We start from the raw sequence: 18,125 nt of genomic DNA on the forward strand, positions 1-18,125 counted from the left end.
TTACCGTGGTCCGGGCGGTGGACTTGCCCGGAACTGTCACCTACATAGTGGCATGAGGCTGCGTATACAAAGTCGTGGCCCGAAAAGAGGATGAAATGAACGAACCGATGATCCAGTTGCTGGTCCTGGCCGGAATTGCCGTTTTCCTGATCCTGCGCCTTAAAAGCGTGCTGGGTACGCGTGAGGGTTTTGAAAAGCCCCCGGTTCAGCAGCAACCAGAGGCGCACAAGTCGCGCCGTGACTTCGAGGTGATCGAAGGCGGCCCGGATCACGACATCACTGACCACGTCGCTGAAGACAGCGAGCAGGCGCAAACCCTGACCGCAATGAAGCGGGTTGAGCCCAGCTTTTCCGTCAGTGAGTTTGTGCAGGGCGCGCGCGGTGCCTACGAGATGATCGTCATGGGGTTTGAAAAGGGCAACCTGGATGAAATCCAACCCTTCCTGTCCGAAGAAGTGTTCGACACCTTTGTTTCCGTCGTTGCCGATCGGGAAGACAAGGGGCTGACCATCGAGGCCGAGTTTATTGGCGTGCGCGAGACATCCCTCGCAGATGTGAAGTTCGACAAGGATACGAACGAGGCTGAGATCACCATGAAGTTTGTCGGTGAGCTGACCTCGGTCGTGCGTGATCGCGGCGGCGATATCATCGAGGGCAACCCCAACACTGTCAAACGCCAGAAGGACAGCTGGACCTTTGCCCGCGTGATGGGCGCGGACGATCCGAACTGGCTGCTTGTCGCCACGGACGCATGATTGCTGCGCTTCGGTCGTTTTTGCTGGGGGCTGTGATGGCAACCTCTGCCAGCGCCGAAGCGACGCGTTCCATTCTGACTTTTGACGATCTTGATGGCTGGGCCGAGGATGACCACGGCGCAGCCCTATCGGTATTTCTGAACACATGCGGTGATCTGAACGACCCGGACTGGCGTGCGCTGTGTGGTGTGGCCCGAGCCTATGAACCCGATGCCGCCCGGTCGTTCTTTGAGCTGTTCTTCCGCCCTGTTCTGGTTGAAGACGGTAAGGATGCCTTGTTCACCGGCTATTTCGAGCCCGAATTGGACGGATCCCTGACCCGATCCGAGCGTTTCCGATACCCGATTTACAAGATGCCGCCAGAAGCACGCGCCGACGGTCCGTGGCTGAGCCGCCGGGAAATACTGACCGGCGACAGCATGACTGGCCGAGGTCTGGAGATTGCGTGGGTCGATGATCCGGTCGAACTGTTTTTTCTACAAATTCAGGGTTCTGGCCGCATTCGGTTGCCGGATGGCGGCGCAGTCCGCGTCGGGTATGGTGGGGCGAACGGCCACCCCTATAGGTCCATCGGGGCGGAACTGATCCGCCGCGGTGCGCTGGGGGCGCATCAGGTCAGCGCACAGATGATCCGAGCCTGGGTGCGCAAGAACCCCGAAGCGGGCGCGGAATTGCTGTTCCACAATCCGTCATATGTGTTCTTCCGCGAAGTGAACCGCGTCGCGCCAGAATTGGGTCCGCTGGGCGCAATGAACCGTTCCGTCACCACAATGCGCAGTATTGCAGCTGATCCGTCCTATACGCCTCTGGGCGCGCCGGTCTGGGTTGAGAAAGAAGGCAAGGCTCCGTTCCGCCGATTGATGATCGCGCAGGACATAGGCGCTGCCATCAAGGGCGCACAACGCGCGGACATCTTCTTTGGCACGGGGGATGAGGCCGGGGAAGCCGCCGGTCGATTGAAAGATCCCGGCCGGATGGTGCTGTTGCTGCCGATTCAACGCGCCTATGCGCTGTTGCCGGATGAGTTCTGATGTCGCGCCGTAAACTGACCCTGGAAGAGATTGAGCTGTGGCGCAAGGTGACCAATCAGGCCGAGCGCCTGCATCCCGAGATACCTCAGTCAGTGCACCCGACCACTTTACCCAAGCCCAAGCCAACCAAGACCCCCAAGGTACGGATTGAGAGGTTTGAGGTCGGGCAGAACGCCTTGGGCAAACCTGCGCGAAACGCGTTGAAGCCCACAGTGACCGAAAGCCTGCGCGCGACGCCGGTTCAGATGGATACAAAGGCGTTCGGCCGCATGAAACGGGGCAAGCTGAAGCCCGAAGGCAAGCTGGACCTGCACGGGATGCGCGTAGATACCGCGCACCCGGCATTGATCCGATTCATCCTATCGGCGCAGGCATCAGGCAAGCGTCTGGTTCTGGTCGTGACCGGAAAGGGCAAGGATCGTGATGAACCCGGCCCCATTCCCACTCCGCGCGGTGTGTTGCGCAATCAAGTGCCGCAATGGTTGTCCCTGCCACCCTTGGCGCAGGCTGTTCTGCAAGTGACACCTGCCCATATCAGCCATGGCGGTGACGGGGCTTATTACGTGTATTTGCGCCGCATTCGCTAAAGCGTCTGAACGGCTCTGGCTATGCCGATGCGCGTAAGGACGCAGACCAGAACGAAAAAGCCTCCGATCCACAGGAACTGGATGTCCAGCGGCATCCCCAGATCAATCAACAAGCCGGTCAATCCCGGCCCGATGGCCGACCCCAGAACCATGACTGCTGTTGCCATGGCTTTGATCGCGCCGATATGCCGGGTGCCGTAGAACTCGGCCCAGAACGCGCTGGGCAAGGTGCTGTTGGCACCAACCGTCAGCGCCAGAAACATCAGGGCCAGCGTTGCCCCTCCGATCGACGACGTCAGCCCCACGATCCCAAACCCAACGGCCATCGGCAGTTGATAAAATGGCATGATCCTAGCCGTGCCCCATCTATCCAGTGCCCAACCCGCCGCAAACATCGACAGCAGGGAGACGCTGGTAAAAATCGGAAACAGGGCAACCAACTCGATATGCTGCCAACCCTTGGAGCCCGCCAAATGGACCTGATGAAAGAAAAAGGCGGTGATAAAAGCAGATGGACCCAGCAAGGCCGGTGCCATGAACCAGAACAGCGGATGAAAGATCGCTTCTTTCCGGGTCCAATGGTGGCCGTCCATGCCCGTAGCCGAATATTCGCTGGACAGGCTTTGCGGGGTTCTTTCCTGACGGAGCAGGCGCAACAGGATTGGGATGCCCAAAAGGGTGACACCGGCAGCAATCACCCAAAGCCAACGCCAATCCAGCAAGGCCATAGCAGCCACGAAAGTGACTGGCAGCAATGCTTCGCCCACCGAGAATCCAACCGACGCGATCGCCAGTGCCTTGCCCCGCGTGGCGGTGAACCACCTCGCCATGGCCACCAGCGCCAGATGGGTGCTCATCCCCTGCCCAAAAAGCCGCAACAGAAATACCACGACAGGCAGCAGAACAAGCCAAGTGTTCATTGCCATCGCCACGGTTGCCAGTGCCAGACCTGCCAGAACCGCTGGGCCTAGAACCCTAACTCGAAAGATGTCGGTTAGTCCCCCGGCCCAGATCATCACGACAGCCGATACGGTGGTGCCCAGCGAATACAGTCCGCCCCACGCGCCATGGCTAAGGCCAAAGGCGGCGCGAATTTCCCCGGAAAAGATCGAAATGAAAAAGGTCTGCCCAAAGCTGGACATGAAGGTCAGCAAGACCCCAGCACCCAACCATGTCGCGTTGTTCCGAAGGTATTGGCCCAAACGGAACCCAGTCACGGAGAGCTGACCCGCGCCTGCCCCGTTTCGCTCAGTACGATTTCAGTTGCCCCTGACGGGTTCCGAATGCTGGTCGGTGCGATTATGTCAAATCCACGCCCATCCGGGTCGAACGTGCTGCTGACCCTGCGGGCGGAATTGATAATGGCCAAAAGCGCGGGCGACGTCGCAGCGACGAAATGCGAGGACTCGGCATCCCGGTTGAAGGCCGTCGTGTCCAGAATGTTGATCTTGTAGTCGGCCAACGCCTCAGCAGAGTCGATATTGCCAAGGCGCTTACCCTCTTCAACACCGCGCAGCCGGGCCGAGATGTTCAGCAGCTTGTCTTTCTGCGACACCATAACGATGAAAGGGTCGGGCGGCGTTTTGATCGTATCCATTTGTGACCGGAACAAATCAATATCCAGGTCAGGGGCGATCAGGACAACACCTTCGATGTTCTTGCTGGACCATCCGGGTTCTCGCAATTCGGCTTGTCGCATCATCTCCATCGTCAGGGCCGTTCCCATCGAGTGCGCCACGAGCACGACGCGCCTTATGCCCATCGCCTTTAACTGTCGAACAGTCTGTTCCAGCCCATCGCGGGCAAAAAGCATACTGTCCAGATCATAGGCATACCCGGCACCCTTGGCTTGGCTGGGCCAGGAATACACCATGATGGCGCCGGGAATGTTGACGTCGCGGCTGAGCTGCGCCGCGCGGAACGTGGTCTCGAACTGGGTCGTGTTGTAGCCGTGAATAAAGATGGAAACTTCATCTTTACCCCCCAATCGCGCTTTCATCTCACTCGGCCCTTTCAACTCGTCCACACTGGCCATGACGAACTGCTTTTCGGGGTCGGGATTGGAATAGGAAAAATCAAGCGTACCGGGCGTGTGATTGGGTGGAATCGACACCGTCATTTCCAGATATTGCAACGTCTCACCCCGCTTAAATCCGTAGGAGCCGTCGGGCTCTCTCGCTCGAGTCGTTGTCGCAAATACGGTTTCGGGACTTCCTACAGACAGCGCGGTTGGCACCGTTTCGGATATCGTTCGGTCAACACAAGCGGTCAGGGGCACCGCCAACAGGAAAATGAAAAAATAGCGCAGCACAGGGTTGGCCCTCGGGACAATATGCGCCCACGCTATCGGATTTTTGTCTAAGGTCCAGCGGTGCCGCACAGAAATTCCGGCGGAATCCGGCTGCACATATTACAAGACGTAACGGCTGAGGTCTGTGGACTTGGTCAGTTCGCCCAGATTGTCATCGACGAATTGCGCGTTGACCGTGATCTCGGCCCCTGCCTGATCTGGGGCAGTGAAGGAGAGTTCCTCGAACACGCGCTCCATCACCGTGTAAAGCCGCCGCGCACCGATGTTTTCGACGCTTTGGTTTACGTCCGCTGCGATTTTGGCCAAGGCTGCGATGCCATCTTCGGTGAAGCTGACAGTTACTTCTTCAGTGCCCATCAGGGCGGTATATTGGCGGGTCAGGGCGTTGTCCGTCTCGGTCAGGATTCGTACAAAATCCTCCTCGGTCAGTGCGCGCAGTTCAACCCGGATCGGTAGACGGCCCTGCAATTCGGGCAACAGGTCCGAGGGTTTGGCGATGTGGAACGCGCCCGAGGCTATGAACAGGATGTGGTCGGTTTTCACCGGGCCATGTTTGGTGCTGACAGTCGTGCCCTCGATCAGGGGCAGCAGGTCGCGCTGCACCCCTTCCCGACTGACATCGCCACCGCGCGCATCAGATCGCGCGCAGACCTTGTCGATCTCATCCAGAAACACGATCCCGTTCTGTTCAACCGATTCCAAAGCCACGCGGTTGACGGTTTCATCATCCAGCAGCTTGTCGGCCTCTTCCCCGATCAGCGCGTCATAGCTTTCGGCGACAGTCATCTTCTTCTTGACCGTGCGTCCGCCGAACGCCTTTCCGAAGATGTCGCCCAGGTTCATCATCCCCATCTGGCTGCCGGGTTGACCGGGAATGTCGAACATCGGCATCGGGTTCGAGCTGTCGGACAACTCCAGCTCGATCACCGTATCGTCCAGATCGCCCGCTTTCAGTTTCTTGCGGAACATCTCACGCGTGCCTTCGCGTGCGTCAGAGCCTGCGATGGCTTCGATCACGCGATCTTCGGCGGCTTGATAGGCGCGCGCTTTCACATCCTCGCGCATATACTCGCGGGTCTGGATAATCGCGGCATCCGCCAGATCACGCACGATCTGTTCCACGTCGCGCCCCACATAGCCGACCTCGGTGAACTTGGTGGCCTCGACCTTGATGAACGGCGCACGGGCGAGTTTTGCCAGTCGGCGGCTGATCTCGGTCTTGCCAACCCCGGTCGGGCCGATCATCAGGATGTTCTTGGGGTAGACCTCATCGCGGATGTCATCCGCCAGTTGTTTGCGCCGCCAGCGGTTGCGCAATGCCACGGCGACCGCGCGTTTGGCGTCTTTTTGCCCGATGATAAAACGATCCAGTTCCGAGACAATCTCGCGCGGGGTCAGGTCAGTCACGGGGGCGGTCCTTTCGGTCGGCGTGGGTCAGATGCGGCTTAGGTAGTCACCGCGTGGGCGAAAACAACCAAGCTACTTTCATTGGCAGCGTTGGTTAACAACCGTCCATCCGGTTTGCAAATGCTTTCCATAGGTGAAACGCGCGCCCTCTGATACAGTGATTTCAAGGCGTTGAGGGTCAGGAGCGCGGATATGACGAAAATTGCGAAGATCACTCTGTTGTTCGTTGTGTTTGTTGACCTGATTGGACAAGGGCTTGTCTTTCCCATCATCAACTCGCTGATCATGGAGACGAAATCCGGATTCCTACCTGAGAATACGCCGATGGGACGGCGGCATTTCTACTATGGGCTTGTGATCGGCTGCTTCTTTTTGTCGTGGTTTCTTGGCGTGGTTTACGTGTCCAAGGTTTCGGACTCGATCGGACGCAAGAATGCGCTGCTGGTCTGTCTGGGAGGGGCGCTGGCCGGCTATGCGATCACCATAGCGGCGCTGTATATGAACAGCCTGCTGCTGTTGATCCTTGGACGTTCGATCACTGGGTTTACTGCCGGGAACCAGCCTATCGCACAGGCAGCCATGATTGACGGCAGTACCGATGCGGCCGACCGCGACCGAAATATGGGATATATCGTGACCGGCGTCAGTTTCGGACTTGTCGGCGGGCCGATAATTGGCGCGGTCCTGTCCGACGCCGCCCTGCTGGGCAGCATAGCCACACTGAAAACGCCATTCTACGGCGCGTTCGTTCTGGTTCTGATCGCCATTTTCCTGGTCCTGATTTTCTTCAAGGACACACGAACCGAACGCGCTGCCTTTGTCTTTCGCCCGCGCGATGTTACCGACAGCCTGATCGCGGTGAAGGGTCACCCGACGGTTTTGAAAATCCTGCCCGTCTATTCGTTCTTTATGATAGCCAACGTCACGTTTTATGTATTCGTTGACAATTTCCTGACCAGCAAGTTCGGCTATGGCGTGATCGGAGGCAGCGTGGCGATGGTGGTCATAGGCGTGGCGCTTGCGTTTTCCAGCACCTTCCTTGTCAAACCCGCGCAGGAAAGGTTTAGCAAGCACAAGATCATCTATGCGTCGCTGATCGTTATGGTGATGTGCGGCTTTGCCTTCGCCTTCAGCCCCAGCGGAGTGTTCAGCTATGTCCCGGTCTTTTTCTTCTATTTCCTGTTCGGCGTGGCCTACCCGACCCTTCTGGGCCTTTTTTCGTCCAGCGTCAGCGAGGCAGATCAGGGCTGGGTCATGGGCGTGACCACAGCCGTCTTTTGTTTGGCCGGAGGCGTCATGTCCCTGATCGGTGGCGGGCTGATGAGCATCGACATCCGGGTGCCATACTACATCGTGATCGCTGCCGCGATATGCGGCCTGATTGGAATGCACCGGCGCTGGAAGGGAAAAGAGATCAAGGCGCTACTGGCCTGAGATTTCCTCAACCGTCAGGTTGCCATTGGTATAAACGCAGATATCGGCGGCAATCGCCATTGCCTCACGCGCCACCGTTTCGGCGGGTTTGTCGCCGTCCATCATCGCGCGCGCAGCCGCCAGTGCGAAATTGCCGCCCGAACCGATGGCGGCCACGTTATGTTCGGGCTCCAGCACATCCCCTGCCCCGGTGATCACCAGTAGATCATTGCCGTCGGTGACGATCAGCATCGCCTCGAGCTTTTGCAGGTACTTGTCGGTGCGCCAGTCCTTGGCCAGTTCTACCGAGGCCCGGGCAAGCTGGCCGGGTGTGGCCTCCAGCTTGGCCTCCAGCCGCTCTAGCAGAGTGAACGCGTCTGCGGTTGATCCGGCAAAGCCTGCAACAACCTCGAACCCGCCCGGAGACAGGCGACGAACCTTGCGGGCGGTGCCTTTGATGACCGTCTGACCGAGACTCACCTGCCCGTCCCCGGCGATCACCACCTGGCCGCCTTTCTTGACGCCAATAATCGTTGTGCCGTGCCAACCGGGAAAATCGCTGTCTGCCATGAAAGCCTCCGTTTTTTCTTGCACCCTATATGGGCCGGACCCATCCACAGCGCAACAGTTCACAAATCGCCCAAAAGATATGCAAGAAATGCAATTCGGGGTTACCGGACTAGCAATTGTGAGACTCAGCCAATGCTCCTACATGAGCCTCACAACCGACAAGAGGTCGGCTGTTTCAGTTACAAGGAAATGCGCAAATGGCAACTACTGCAAATATCCATGCGCCGCTCGGAGCAGCTACCATCCTGCATGTAGTGGACGCGTTCTTCGGAACATTTGAAAAAGCAACTGCGTGGAATGAATCCCGCAAAACTCGCAAGGCCCTGTCGGTCCTCAGCGACGCTCAACTGGACGACATCGGCCTGAGCCGCGCGGATATCAGAAACATCTGATCCGCGAGACATTCGACAGTTAAGATGAGCCGCTCAGATCTGGGCGGCTTTTTCTTTGTCAGGACAGTTTAAAAAGCCCATCCATATCGGGAAGAAATGCCTCGACCGCAGCAGTTGCGATGACGTGGCGCTTGCCGTCCTCGGGGTCCTCTACATCCAGTCCTCCGGTGACCGCCCGTACTTCGGCGCGACCGCGTGGAAGATCGCCTGCGACAAGTTCGCAATCCACGGCGTCTGGCTGTTGAACCCCTATTGTTACCCGCACACGCATCTGATGGTGGTCTACGCCCAGCTTGGAAAACAACGTGATCGACGAATGATGCAGCGCGTCCTGCACGGCCCGTCGCGCAGCTTTGGTATAGTCTTGTCCGTACAGATCGTTGCCGGTTCCCATTTCCAGAATGATGCGTTTTTCCATTACAGTTCGGCCTCCATGCCGAACGACACGATGATCGCCGCATTTGCAATTACCGTGTGGCCGCCGGTTTCCGGTTTCTTTATGTCCAACCCGCCCCGAGTCACGCGGATGTTTGGTTGGCCATATGGAAACACCGCCATCAGCGCTTCGGTGTCGACCTTTTCTGGGCGGGCAACCCCGATTTCGGCGTCGATAATCATGGCCTCTTTGGGAAAGCCGAACAGCTCTGCCATGTTGACCGAGTTGTGCCACAGCGCGTCTTTGATGGCCCGCAAAGCGGCCTCGGTATAGTCTTCGCGGCGCAGCGAGGTGCCCATGCCAAACTCAACAAGAACGCGTGTTTTCGCCATGTGATCCTCCGGCATGAAAAAGGCGCCCCGGATGAGGCGCCCCTGATTTTTGCGTATCCAAACGGATCAGATGGATTCGTCAATCCAGCTTTGCAGGGCGGCCTTCGGCGCGGCGCCTGCACGGTTCGAGACAACCTGACCGTCCTTGAAGATAAACAGCGCAGGAATACCGCGCACGCCCATCGCGGCAGCGGCGTTAGGGTTGCTGTCCACGTCAACCTTGGCGATCTTGACCTTGTCACCATACTCAACCGCCAGCTCTTCCAGGGCGGGACCGATTTGTTTACAGGGGCCACACCACTCGGCCCAGAAATCGACAACAACGGGGATGTCGGAATTCTTGACTTCGGCGTCAAAGGTATCGTCGGTTACGGCTACGGTCGACATATTCTGTCTCCTGAATGGGGAATGCTTGGTCACTGAAACTAGGTGCGGGGTTTTCCAAGGTCAAGGCATCGACGCACGCGTCAGCGCATCCGTCACCAGATCGTGTGGCAACCACATCAACTGAGCCGTGCGGGTCCACAGGATCGCAGTTTTGATGTCGCGGTCGGGGTAAATCTGTGACAGCGCACAGGAATACGCACCCATCTGTCGCAGCAGGCCGTCAGGACACGCGGCTGCGGTGTCCGGCACAATCATATTCGATTTGAAATCAATGACCTGAACGTCTTTGTCCGTTACGATCAACCGGTCGATGACCCCGTGCATCCGACGCCCGTTCAAATCGGCGGATACCGGAACTTCGGCCAGAGAGTCTGGGCCGAATATGTCCTGCAGATGGTCTGCGGACAGTACGGTCTGCGCCTCGGAAAACAGCGCATCGCGTTCCGAATCCTGCATATCGGGAAGAACCCTTGCGCAAAGCTGCGGCCAGAATTCGGACGCAACCGAAGGCAAGTGCTCGAGAAGAAGGTGCAGCCGGGTTCCGCGCAGCTTTGCGGCCTCCTCATCCTGCCCACTGTCGCCCGGCAAGGCTTTCGCGCCACCCAGATCCGATGGGCTGAGCGTTTCGGTTTCTGGCTCGGGCGTGGCTGCCTCAGCCAGAAACGCTTGCGGAAGGTCTACACGCTCGATCGTTGGTTCTGCATGTTCGATCAGAGGCGGGTCAAGCCATTCACCATGCGACAGCCTTAGCGTTTCTGAACCCGGCTCTGAAGTGGCACCTGCCCGTTCCATCGCGGCCTGAACCATCTGGTACCAGCTTGACCCATCCTTGCCGACATCCCCGGCTGCGGCCACGATCAACCACTTTTCGGCCCGTGTTAGAGCCACATAGAGCAATCTCAACCGCTCGTTTTCTTCCCGTTCGCGCGCCTTTTGGCGGGCGCTGGCAATCAAGGCCGGTGAACCATCTGCCGGGACTTTCCACAAGGGTATCCCCTCTGCCACCATGATTTCGGCATCACGTGGGGCTTGCCGTTTACCCGTATCGGGCAGGATTACGATTGGCGCTTCCAGCCCCTTTGATCCATGCACTGTCATGACCCGGATCATGTTGCCGACACCGCTCATCTGTCGCTTGATCTCAAGGTCATCGGTCTGCATCCACACCAGAAACCCGGTCAGGCTGGGAATATCGGTGCGCTCGTATGCAAGCGCCTGCGACAACAGCGCGTTGATGCCGTCTTCGGCTTCTGCCCCCAACCGTCCAAGCAGTTTGCGTCGCCCGTCATGGCGGGTCAGGATACGTTCGATCAGGTCGTAAGGGCGCAGAAAGTCGATCTGCCCGCGCAAGTCGTTCAATACGGCAAGCGTGTCGGGAAACTCATCGGCGCGGCGGCGCAGCGCGGCCCAAAGAAACGGATCTTTTCGGCGATGGGCCAGATCGAAAAGCTGCTGTTCAGTCCATCCCAGCAACGGGGATTTGAGCACTGTCGCCAACGAAAGGCTGTCTTCCGGCGTTGCCAGAAAGCTGAGCAGCGCGGCCAGGTCCTTAACCGCCAGTTCCGCGCCGACTTTCAGCCGGTCTGCCCCGGCGATTGGCAGGTCAGCGGCTTTGCACGCCCGAATGATTTCAGCGAACAGGTCCGAGCGACGCTGAACCAGGATCAGGAAATCCCCCGGTTGCACCTTGCGTCGTACAAACTCTCCCGGCGTTTCGCTATCATCGGGAATGGTTTCGCCGCGCTCGATCATCGCCTTGATCGACTCTGCCACCTGTTGGGCCAGAATAACGGTGTGATGCCGCGCGCCGGGCCGGTCCACAGGGTCGGTCCAGTCACCGTCTTCGTCTTCCTCGACCTTTTCAACCACGGGCCACAGATCAACCCGCCCCGGAAGATCGGCTTTGAACGCACGGTGAAGGCTTTCTTTGTGGAACCCTGCCTCTACTTGGTTTTCAAACAGAATATCCACCAGGGACAGGATCGCGCTGGAGGACCGAAACGAGTATTCAAGCGTGGAATCCCACAATTTAGAGCCTGATTCCGCCAACTTCCGCCCGAATTCAAGCTGCATCCGGTCAAAGGCTTGCGGGTCGGCGCCCTGAAAGGAATAGATCGACTGTTTCTTGTCGCCGACCACGAAAATCGTCCGCTCAACCCCCGATCGGGCGCCCTCTCCGCTGGTGAATTCCTGGGCCAGCTTCTCGATCACGTCCCATTGGTCGGGGCTTGTGTCTTGCGCTTCGTCCACAAGGATATGGTCGATACCTCCATCCAGTCGATACAACACCCATTCCGCGACGGCCGGATCGTTCAGAACTTGGCGCGCACGCAGGATCAGGTCGTCAAAGTCCAGCCACCCCCGTATCTGTTTGCGCCGTTCGTATTCCGGTAGGAAAGCCGCTGCAAACCCATGCAGTACATGTGTTTTACGCGCGGCCGTCAAAGCCAGCCGTTGTTCCCGGGCTGCCTCAACCCGCAACATGAAGGCTTCGAGTTGCGACATTCGGTCTGCCAGAGCCCCTTCACGCAGCGCTTTGGTCGGAAAGTTGTTGATTTTGGCTGAAAACGGTTCCTTCGCCGACTTTCCGGTTAGGAAGACCCCTTCCAAAGTTGGCAGGATGCTGGTTCGGGGCTCGGTGAATCCGGCCAGCTTTGCTGCGGCCTTCGCGTTGTTTCCACCGCTTTCGAGCATGGCGGGCAGGATCGAGCGGATCAGATCAACCTCGCCGCCCAGAAAAACGCGGGACAGCAACGTCTCTTCGTCAAACCCTTCGGGAAGGTCGAATTGCCGTTGAATCTCGTCCCAATTCAGGGGCTTCGCAAACAGGTTTCGCTTTTGCGTTATTGCGGCCGTCAGCTTTTCAAATCCGGTATCCGTCACGAACCGGGCCACATCTTCGATCAGCGCGGCTTGCGGCCCCTCTGCAAAATCTTCGACAATTTCTTCGCGCAGCAGCGCGGCGGCGCGGTCTTCCATTTCGGAAAATTGCGGGCTGACGCCAGCCTCAAGCGGAAAGCGGCGCAAGAGAGACGCGCAGAACGAGTGGATTGTCTGTATTTTCAACCCACCGGGCGTTTCGATGGCGCGCGCAAACAGCGTGCGAGCCTGCGCCAGCCGGTCGGGGTCGATGACACCCGGAACGCCCAGATCGGTCAATTGCGCCAGTAGCCGGTCATCGTGCAGCATCGCCCACTCACCCAGTCGTTTGAACAGGCGGTTTTGCATCTCGCTGGCGGCGGCTTTTGTGTAGGTCAGGCACAAAATGTGCTGCGGCTGAATACCGTCCAGCAACAATCGCGCCACCCGGTCGGTCAGCACCCTGGTTTTGCCCGAACCGGCATTTGCCGCCAACCAAGTTGAGGCTTCGGGTCGCGCGGCCTGCACCTGACGTTCGGTCGCGTCGTTTCGCGGGCTCATTTCAGATCCTCGGGCTTTGCTTCGTGCGTCCGGTCCCACTCGCCAAATCGAGCGAGGTGATCGTAGTCGCCAATGTCGGTGTCCTTATGCAGCATACGGCGCGAAGAATAGCCTTGTTCAGGCTCTAAATAGGCTGAAATCAGCTCTTTCAGCTCAGCCAGAACTTTGTCGGGCGGTTCCTTGCCAAGTGGCGCGGGAACTTCCTTATAAGCCCCTCCCATACCGACAAAGATGGCTTCTGCCACTGGCAGTGGGTCAATCCCCTCAATCCCGCCCTGCTCGGCCATTGCAGCTTCGATCAGCAATTGTTTGTCAAACTTGGCTTGCTGGCTTTCGCTAGGCGGAGTGCCGGTTTTGTAGTCGACCAGTCGCAGCGCACCCCTGCTGTTTAGGTCGATACGATCAGCGCGACCCGAAATCGTAAAGTCCAGAGGCGACAGTACCAGTTTCATCGCGGCCTCAAACGCCACGGGGCCACCATCGCCGTGCCGTGAGGCCTCAGCTTTCAAAAAGTCATCAGCAATCCGTTCAAGTCGCGCCAGCCAGAGCTTGCGGGCTGTCGGCCATGCAACATGCTGTTCCAGCAGGCTTTCGGCGCGTTTCAAAAAGTTGTCACGCGACAGAAGCGCCGAGTCCAGCAAGCTGTCCTTGACGAAATGCTCGAGGATCTCATGGATCACGATCCCGCGCAGCAACGCGTCCGGTGCCTGCACCAGAGGGTCCAGAGGCTTTAGGCGCAGCACGTGTTTGGCATAGATCGCGTATGGATCGCGGATCAGGCGCTTGATTTCCGTAACGCTCAGACGGCGTGGGCGCGACGCAACGGGCGGGCGCGGCGATGGTCGTGGGGCAGCTTTGATATGCGGGGCGGTTTCAAGCTGCTCGGACCAGCGCAGCCATTGCCGACCACGGGAACGCATGCCTGACAACGCGTCGCGACCACCTTGATCTGGCAGACCCTGCAACAAGTTTGTCAGCCGGTTCAGCCAGCGCGAAGGCACTGTTTCGGCGTCATCGGACCGGATCGCGCGCGTCAGCCAGACCTCGGGCGCGCCAATAGCCTGTTGAAAGTCATGCGCCGACAAGCCGATCCGCCGTTCCGGTAGCAAAAGCCCCGCTTTGTCGCGCATCTGGCGGTTCAGCCACGGGTCGGGTGCGGCCGCTTCCGGCCAGCTACCTTCGTTCAGGCCGCCGAGAATCAGCAGATCGGCCCCTTGTACGCGGGCCTCAAGCGTTCCCCAGATCATGATATGTGGATGTGGCGCGTCCCGATCGCGCACTTCTTCTCCGGCCAGCAAAGCCCCTAGCAAGTCCGTGAAGTCATGTGCGTCCATTGACCCACCATGGTGTGCCTCGGACTCGAGCGAGGTGAGAACGGATTGCGCCTTTTGACCCGCGTTTTTGTCCCAAAGCGTTCCGGTGTCGCCCGCACTGCCGGCTGAGATAGCTTCGGCCAACGTTCGCAGACGGGCAACCCAATCCGACAGGGGCAATTCGGTCGAGACCTCTTGGTCGCAGAAATGCCGCGCGAGCCATTGCATCCAGTCACCCGGAACCTCTTTGCGGATGGCGAAAGCGGTCAGGCTGGAGCTGTCTGGAAACGGAGGACCGTGACGCCGCAGGTCCAACTCAAGGTCACGGGTGTGCAAAAGATGCTCACCCCGACCCCCGCCATCGTGACAGAGGGGGTGCTTCAGCAACGTCAGCAGAGCTTCACCATCCAACCGTCGTGTGAACAGGTTGGCAACGTGCCGCAAAAAACGTCCGGGCGGAGAAAGTTGCAGGGGCAGGCCGGCGCTGTCATCGGGCAGGATGTTCCACCGATCCAGCGCGGCACTGACTTGACGTGTCAGCATCCTGTCCGGGGTTATCAGGGCAGCGGTCTGACCGGTCTCGGCGGCCTGACGCAAACGCAGGGCAATGGCCAGCGCCTCGGCGCGAGGAGATTGGGCTTCGACCAGTGTCAGGTCGTTTGTCGAACGGTCCAGATCCCTCAGCATTGGGCCTTCGGACATCCAGGCATCCGTGATCGGCGCTGGGCGTAATGCCAATGAAACCAGACGGTTACGGGCGGGCGAGGGGGGCGCGTCCGGTGTCCAGGGTTCAATCTGATTTGGTTTCACCCCAAGTTGGGTCATCAGCTTTCGGAACCTGTATTGCGGGTGATCTTCCGACGTCAGCGCATCATCAAGATCGGTCCAGACACGCTCGGGCTGGTCAAAATCAAACCCCGGCAGGATCAAGGCGCCTTGCGGCAATCGCGCGACGGCTTCCATCAGCATTAGGGTTGTCCCCCGAGAACCCGTAGACCCTGCAAGAAGCACAGGGTGACGCGGTGGATCATCTTGCCAGCGCTGGATCAGGTTCTCTACCACGCGACGCTGCCGGGTCTGAGCGTCCAGCGCATCGCCACCGGGATTGATAAAGCTATCTGCAATTCCGATAAATGCCTGCGCCCGCGCCCAATGACCTGAAAGGTCGCTGACGTCCAGTTTTCGGATCGCATCGGGCGATACGCCCTCACCCTGCATCTCGTCTATGAGCGCGGCTAAACTGTCAGAAAGGTCAAACAAGGACGACCGCGCGGCCAGATCGGGCTGTTGGTCCAAGAGCTTGGAAACCAGTTGTGTCAGCTCCAGCCTGCGTCGGAGGGGCGGGATGGCTGGTGGGACACTGGCAAGATCGACGCTTTCACCCAGATCAGTCACCAGCGAAAGCCGAGGCAACAGGCAAGCCGGGCCTTGATCGAACAGGCTGCGTACCCGGCGGGCCATGCGTCGGGTGTTGACCACAAGCTGAACCCGGGCCAGCGCTTCGGGCGGCTGATCCGCGCACCGGGTTTTTAGCCCCTGAACCAGCGCTTTGGGAAAGTCCGTGCCCGGTGGGACGGCAAAGACTCGGGGCTGGTCAACAGGCTTAAACATCGGCCAAAAGCCCCTCGGCCAGTGCGATCCCTTCCGGGTGACCTACATCACACCAGCGACCAGGATACGAAAGCGAAAACAGACGGTTCTGCTGATGCATCCGGTCCCAGAGCAGGTTCAGTGAAAATGACTTCTGAGGGAATTCTTTCAACCTTTCGGTCTTGGTGATCTGTACGCCGCCATAAATCAAACCGGGGCCGCGGGTGATCCGGCCTGTAGCGTCGGCGGTGAAATCGCCTGTCCCGCTGTAGCCGATCGTCTGGGCAACGGGCACGCACATCAGAAGGGCATCCATTCGCTCGGGATCCCACGCATTGCGCAGCAGCTTCAGCGGGTTCGGACCAGACCAGATCGCGTCTGAATTCAGGGTGAAAACCGGCTCAGACCCCAGCAAGGGCAAAGCGGCGCGCAATCCGCCCCCGGTGTCTAGAATGTCCGGCTGTTCCAGCGACAACTGCACATCTTTCGGGGTCAGATGCGCCTCAAGTTGATCCGGCAGATAGTGAAGGTTAGCGACAACCCGCTTTGGGTGCATTTCGTCCACAAGATCAAGCGCGTGGTCGATTAAGGCCCGGCCCGAAACTTTAATGAGCGGCTTGGGCGTGTTTTTGGTCAACGCGCCCATACGTGTGCCGAACCCTGCTGCGAACAGCATGACGGCATCAGGAGATCGAGTCATACCTGTCTGAGCCTTTCCAGAGCTTCGGGTGTCGGTGCGGGCAGGGCGTCGCGCAAAAGATCTGCAACCGTCACCAGGGCGGGATGTTCGAGATCCCGCATCAGGTGGGCCCAGGTCGCGGGGATCAGGTCTATATATTGCGGCTTTCCGAACTCGGTCGCCAAACGCGCGAATACTCCGAGTATCCGAAGGTTCCGCTGTGCACCTAGAACGGCGTAAGCCGTACGGAAGTCATGATCGTTGACCCCTGTTGCCGCGATGTATCGGTCGACCATCCGCATCTCGGTGCCCGGTGCCACGTCGCGGCGGACGTCCTGCAACAGCGATACAAGATCATATGCGGGATGTCCCAGCATCGCTGTTTGAAAGTCCAGAAGGCCCACGCGCTGCACGCCGTTACGTTCCGGCAGCCAGATCAGGTTTTCGGCATGGTAGTCACGCTGAACAACGACCTTCTGCCCAGATGCCTCACTGTGCAGGATGTCCGAGAACCGATGCTCGAACCGATCCCGTGCGTCTTCGTCATAACTGCCCTGAACGGCCTGCGCGTATTTTGTGAACGAGAGCGCGGCCAGCTCGGTCATCAACGATGGACCATAAGATGGCAGCGACAGGGTAGGCGCATCATGTAGCGTGATCAGAACGTCTGTTGCCGCTTCGTACAGTTCACGTTCCTTCTGCGGATATTGCCGAAGAACGCGCGCGAACAGATCATCGCCCAAATCTTCAAGTAACAAGAACCCGTACTCTGTGTCTTCGGCATAGATTTCGGGTGCGCTCAGGCCAATGGACCGCAGGTATTCGGCCATGCGGACAAATGCCTCAACAGGTTCGGCCTGGCCCGGAGGGGAATCCATCAGAACGGCGGTTTTGCCGGTTTTCGGGTCGGTCAGACGCTCGTATCGGCGGTTCGAGGCATCCCCGGCCAGAGGCGCACGCTGCGCGTCGGCCCAAGGCGTCTGTGCGATCAGGGCTTCGGCCAGAACAGCACGGTTGGTCATGAGCAGGACTCCAGCCTTTGGGCCCATTTTGGGTCCGACCACGATAGGGTCAGTATTCGTTTTTCCATTGTGTCAGGGTCTGTTTCAAACGTCATTGTGAGGGCGGTATCAGGTCGAAGCGGACCCAGCTTTTCCGGCCATTCTATCAGGCAGATCGACGAGTCCAACGCCTCGGTCAGGCCAAGCTCCTCTACTTCTTCCACGGCGCTCAGACGGTACAGGTCGCAATGCCAGATCTCTGTGGACTCGGTGTCGTAAACCTGCACCAGCGTAAACGTCGGAGAGGGCACATCCTCGGGGGTGGTCAACAGTGACTGGATCAGACCGCGCGCGAAATGGGTTTTGCCGCTGCCGATCTCACCTTCAAGCAACAGGGTGTCTCCGGGCAGCAAAGTTGAACCTAACCGAGTGGCAAACCCGGTTGTTTCTTCTGGGGAATTCAGGGCAATCGTCAGCGGTGTCGTCGTCATGGCGCCACAA

17 protein-coding genes are annotated in these 18,125 nt (G+C 58.7%); 5 read left to right on the forward strand and 12 right to left on the reverse strand.

Annotated features, from left to right (window positions below; all coding sequences use genetic code 11):
* The first annotated feature begins 95 nt into the window (after positions 1-95).
* The 3 genes from ACR0KS_RS11965 to ACR0KS_RS11975 are packed head-to-tail and all read left to right on the forward strand — an operon-like array spanning position 96 to position 2,373.
* Positions 96-755 carry a Tim44/TimA family putative adaptor protein gene (locus ACR0KS_RS11965; protein WP_170386923.1) on the forward strand — a complete coding sequence of 220 codons (660 nt, stop codon included), beginning with the start codon at positions 96-98 and terminating at the stop codon, positions 753-755.
* Positions 752-1,786, forward strand: a complete 1,035-nt coding sequence (gene mltA, locus ACR0KS_RS11970) for a murein transglycosylase A (RefSeq protein WP_170564538.1) — start codon at positions 752-754, stop codon at positions 1,784-1,786. The genes ACR0KS_RS11965 and mltA overlap by 4 nt, the downstream gene beginning before the upstream one ends.
* Positions 1,786-2,373, forward strand: coding sequence for a Smr/MutS family protein (locus ACR0KS_RS11975; RefSeq protein ID WP_170564541.1), 588 nt, complete (start codon positions 1,786-1,788; stop codon positions 2,371-2,373). The genes mltA and ACR0KS_RS11975 overlap by 1 nt, the downstream gene beginning before the upstream one ends.
* Here the strand turns inward: ACR0KS_RS11975 and ACR0KS_RS11980 are convergent.
* The 3 genes from ACR0KS_RS11980 to hslU all read right to left on the reverse strand — a co-directional run bounded on the left by ACR0KS_RS11980 (position 2,370) and on the right by hslU (position 6,091).
* Positions 2,370-3,590, reverse strand: a complete 1,221-nt coding sequence (locus ACR0KS_RS11980; protein ID WP_480693220.1) for an MFS transporter — start codon at positions 3,588-3,590, stop codon at positions 2,370-2,372. The two genes, ACR0KS_RS11975 and ACR0KS_RS11980, sit on opposite strands and share 4 nt — an antisense overlap.
* A complete protein-coding gene (locus ACR0KS_RS11985) occupies positions 3,587-4,684 on the reverse strand; it encodes an alpha/beta fold hydrolase (RefSeq protein WP_170564544.1) in 1,098 nt (365 codons plus the stop codon). Before ACR0KS_RS11985 ends, ACR0KS_RS11980 begins: the two co-directional genes overlap by 4 nt.
* A gap of 99 nt (positions 4,685-4,783) precedes the next feature.
* Positions 4,784-6,091 carry an ATP-dependent protease ATPase subunit HslU gene (gene hslU / locus ACR0KS_RS11990; RefSeq protein ID WP_170564547.1) on the reverse strand — a complete coding sequence of 436 codons (1,308 nt, stop codon included), beginning with the start codon at positions 6,089-6,091 and terminating at the stop codon, positions 4,784-4,786.
* A 192-nt stretch (positions 6,092-6,283) separates the two neighbouring features.
* On the opposite strand from hslU, the gene ACR0KS_RS11995 reads away from it, so the two are divergent.
* Entirely contained in the window at positions 6,284-7,525 is a 1,242-nt protein-coding gene (locus ACR0KS_RS11995) for an MFS transporter (protein ID WP_170564551.1), read from the forward strand.
* Here ACR0KS_RS11995 and hslV read toward each other — a convergent pair.
* Positions 7,514-8,074 (reverse strand): ATP-dependent protease subunit HslV, encoded by a 561-nt coding sequence (gene hslV, locus ACR0KS_RS12000; protein ID WP_170412742.1) that lies wholly within the window; start codon positions 8,072-8,074, stop codon positions 7,514-7,516. The genes ACR0KS_RS11995 and hslV overlap by 12 nt on opposite strands.
* A 197-nt stretch (positions 8,075-8,271) precedes the next feature.
* On the opposite strand from hslV, the gene ACR0KS_RS12005 reads away from it, so the two are divergent.
* Positions 8,272-8,466, forward strand: a complete 195-nt coding sequence (locus ACR0KS_RS12005) for a DUF1127 domain-containing protein (protein WP_170386910.1) — start codon at positions 8,272-8,274, stop codon at positions 8,464-8,466.
* 58 nt (positions 8,467-8,524) lie between these two features.
* Here the strand turns inward: ACR0KS_RS12005 and ACR0KS_RS12010 are convergent, their stop codons facing one another.
* The 8 genes from ACR0KS_RS12010 to tsaE form a co-directional block, all read right to left on the reverse strand.
* Positions 8,525-8,884 carry a Lin0512 family protein gene (locus ACR0KS_RS12010; RefSeq protein WP_170564554.1) on the reverse strand — a complete coding sequence of 120 codons (360 nt, stop codon included), beginning with the start codon at positions 8,882-8,884 and terminating at the stop codon, positions 8,525-8,527.
* Entirely contained in the window at positions 8,884-9,234 is a 351-nt protein-coding gene (locus ACR0KS_RS12015; RefSeq protein WP_170564557.1) for a Lin0512 family protein, read from the reverse strand. The genes ACR0KS_RS12010 and ACR0KS_RS12015 overlap by 1 nt, the downstream gene beginning before the upstream one ends.
* 66 nt (positions 9,235-9,300) lie before the next feature.
* A complete protein-coding gene (trxA, locus tag ACR0KS_RS12020; protein WP_170386904.1) occupies positions 9,301-9,621 on the reverse strand; it encodes a thioredoxin in 321 nt (106 codons plus the stop codon).
* A gap of 60 nt (positions 9,622-9,681) precedes the next feature.
* The gene (addA, locus tag ACR0KS_RS12025) at positions 9,682-13,041 is read right to left on the reverse strand and encodes a double-strand break repair helicase AddA (protein WP_170564560.1); all 3,360 of its coding nucleotides are present in this window, start codon (positions 13,039-13,041) and stop codon (positions 9,682-9,684) included.
* Complete coding sequence (addB, locus tag ACR0KS_RS12030; protein ID WP_170564563.1) at positions 13,038-15,965, reverse strand: double-strand break repair protein AddB; 2,928 nt, start codon at positions 15,963-15,965, stop codon at positions 13,038-13,040. The genes addA and addB overlap by 4 nt, the downstream gene beginning before the upstream one ends.
* The gene (locus ACR0KS_RS12035; RefSeq protein WP_170564565.1) at positions 15,958-16,644 is read right to left on the reverse strand and encodes a nucleotidyltransferase family protein; all 687 of its coding nucleotides are present in this window, start codon (positions 16,642-16,644) and stop codon (positions 15,958-15,960) included. Before ACR0KS_RS12035 ends, addB begins: the two co-directional genes overlap by 8 nt.
* On the reverse strand, positions 16,641-17,645 hold the full coding sequence (locus ACR0KS_RS12040; protein WP_170564567.1) for a phosphotransferase: 1,005 nt from the start codon (positions 17,643-17,645) through the stop codon (positions 16,641-16,643). Before ACR0KS_RS12040 ends, ACR0KS_RS12035 begins: the two co-directional genes overlap by 4 nt.
* A complete protein-coding gene (gene tsaE, locus ACR0KS_RS12045) occupies positions 17,642-18,115 on the reverse strand; it encodes a tRNA (adenosine(37)-N6)-threonylcarbamoyltransferase complex ATPase subunit type 1 TsaE (protein ID WP_170564570.1) in 474 nt (157 codons plus the stop codon). The genes ACR0KS_RS12040 and tsaE overlap by 4 nt, the downstream gene beginning before the upstream one ends.
* Between the last annotated feature and the right edge of the window lie 10 nt (positions 18,116-18,125).

This window comes from Ruegeria sp. BC7 (assembly GCF_056539165.1).

Coding starts and splice junctions, on each gene's coding strand:
- ACR0KS_RS11965 (WP_170386923.1), top strand. CDS start 96: ATGAACGAACCGATGATCCAGTTGCTGGTCCTGGCCGGAATTGCCGTT.
- mltA (WP_170564538.1), top strand. CDS start 752: ATGATTGCTGCGCTTCGGTCGTTTTTGCTGGGGGCTGTGATGGCAACC.
- ACR0KS_RS11975 (WP_170564541.1), top strand. CDS start 1,786: ATGTCGCGCCGTAAACTGACCCTGGAAGAGATTGAGCTGTGGCGCAAG.
- ACR0KS_RS11995 (WP_170564551.1), top strand. CDS start 6,284: ATGACGAAAATTGCGAAGATCACTCTGTTGTTCGTTGTGTTTGTTGAC.
- hslV (WP_170412742.1), bottom strand. CDS start 8,074: ATGGCAGACAGCGATTTTCCCGGTTGGCACGGCACAACGATTATTGGC.
- ACR0KS_RS12005 (WP_170386910.1), top strand. CDS start 8,272: ATGGCAACTACTGCAAATATCCATGCGCCGCTCGGAGCAGCTACCATC.
- ACR0KS_RS12010 (WP_170564554.1), bottom strand. CDS start 8,884: ATGGAAAAACGCATCATTCTGGAAATGGGAACCGGCAACGATCTGTAC.
- ACR0KS_RS12015 (WP_170564557.1), bottom strand. CDS start 9,234: ATGGCGAAAACACGCGTTCTTGTTGAGTTTGGCATGGGCACCTCGCTG.
- trxA (WP_170386904.1), bottom strand. CDS start 9,621: ATGTCGACCGTAGCCGTAACCGACGATACCTTTGACGCCGAAGTCAAG.
- addA (WP_170564560.1), bottom strand. CDS start 13,041: ATGAGCCCGCGAAACGACGCGACCGAACGTCAGGTGCAGGCCGCGCGA.
- addB (WP_170564563.1), bottom strand. CDS start 15,965: ATGTTTAAGCCTGTTGACCAGCCCCGAGTCTTTGCCGTCCCACCGGGC.
- ACR0KS_RS12035 (WP_170564565.1), bottom strand. CDS start 16,644: ATGACTCGATCTCCTGATGCCGTCATGCTGTTCGCAGCAGGGTTCGGC.
- ACR0KS_RS12040 (WP_170564567.1), bottom strand. CDS start 17,645: ATGACCAACCGTGCTGTTCTGGCCGAAGCCCTGATCGCACAGACGCCT.
- tsaE (WP_170564570.1), bottom strand. CDS start 18,115: ATGACGACGACACCGCTGACGATTGCCCTGAATTCCCCAGAAGAAACA.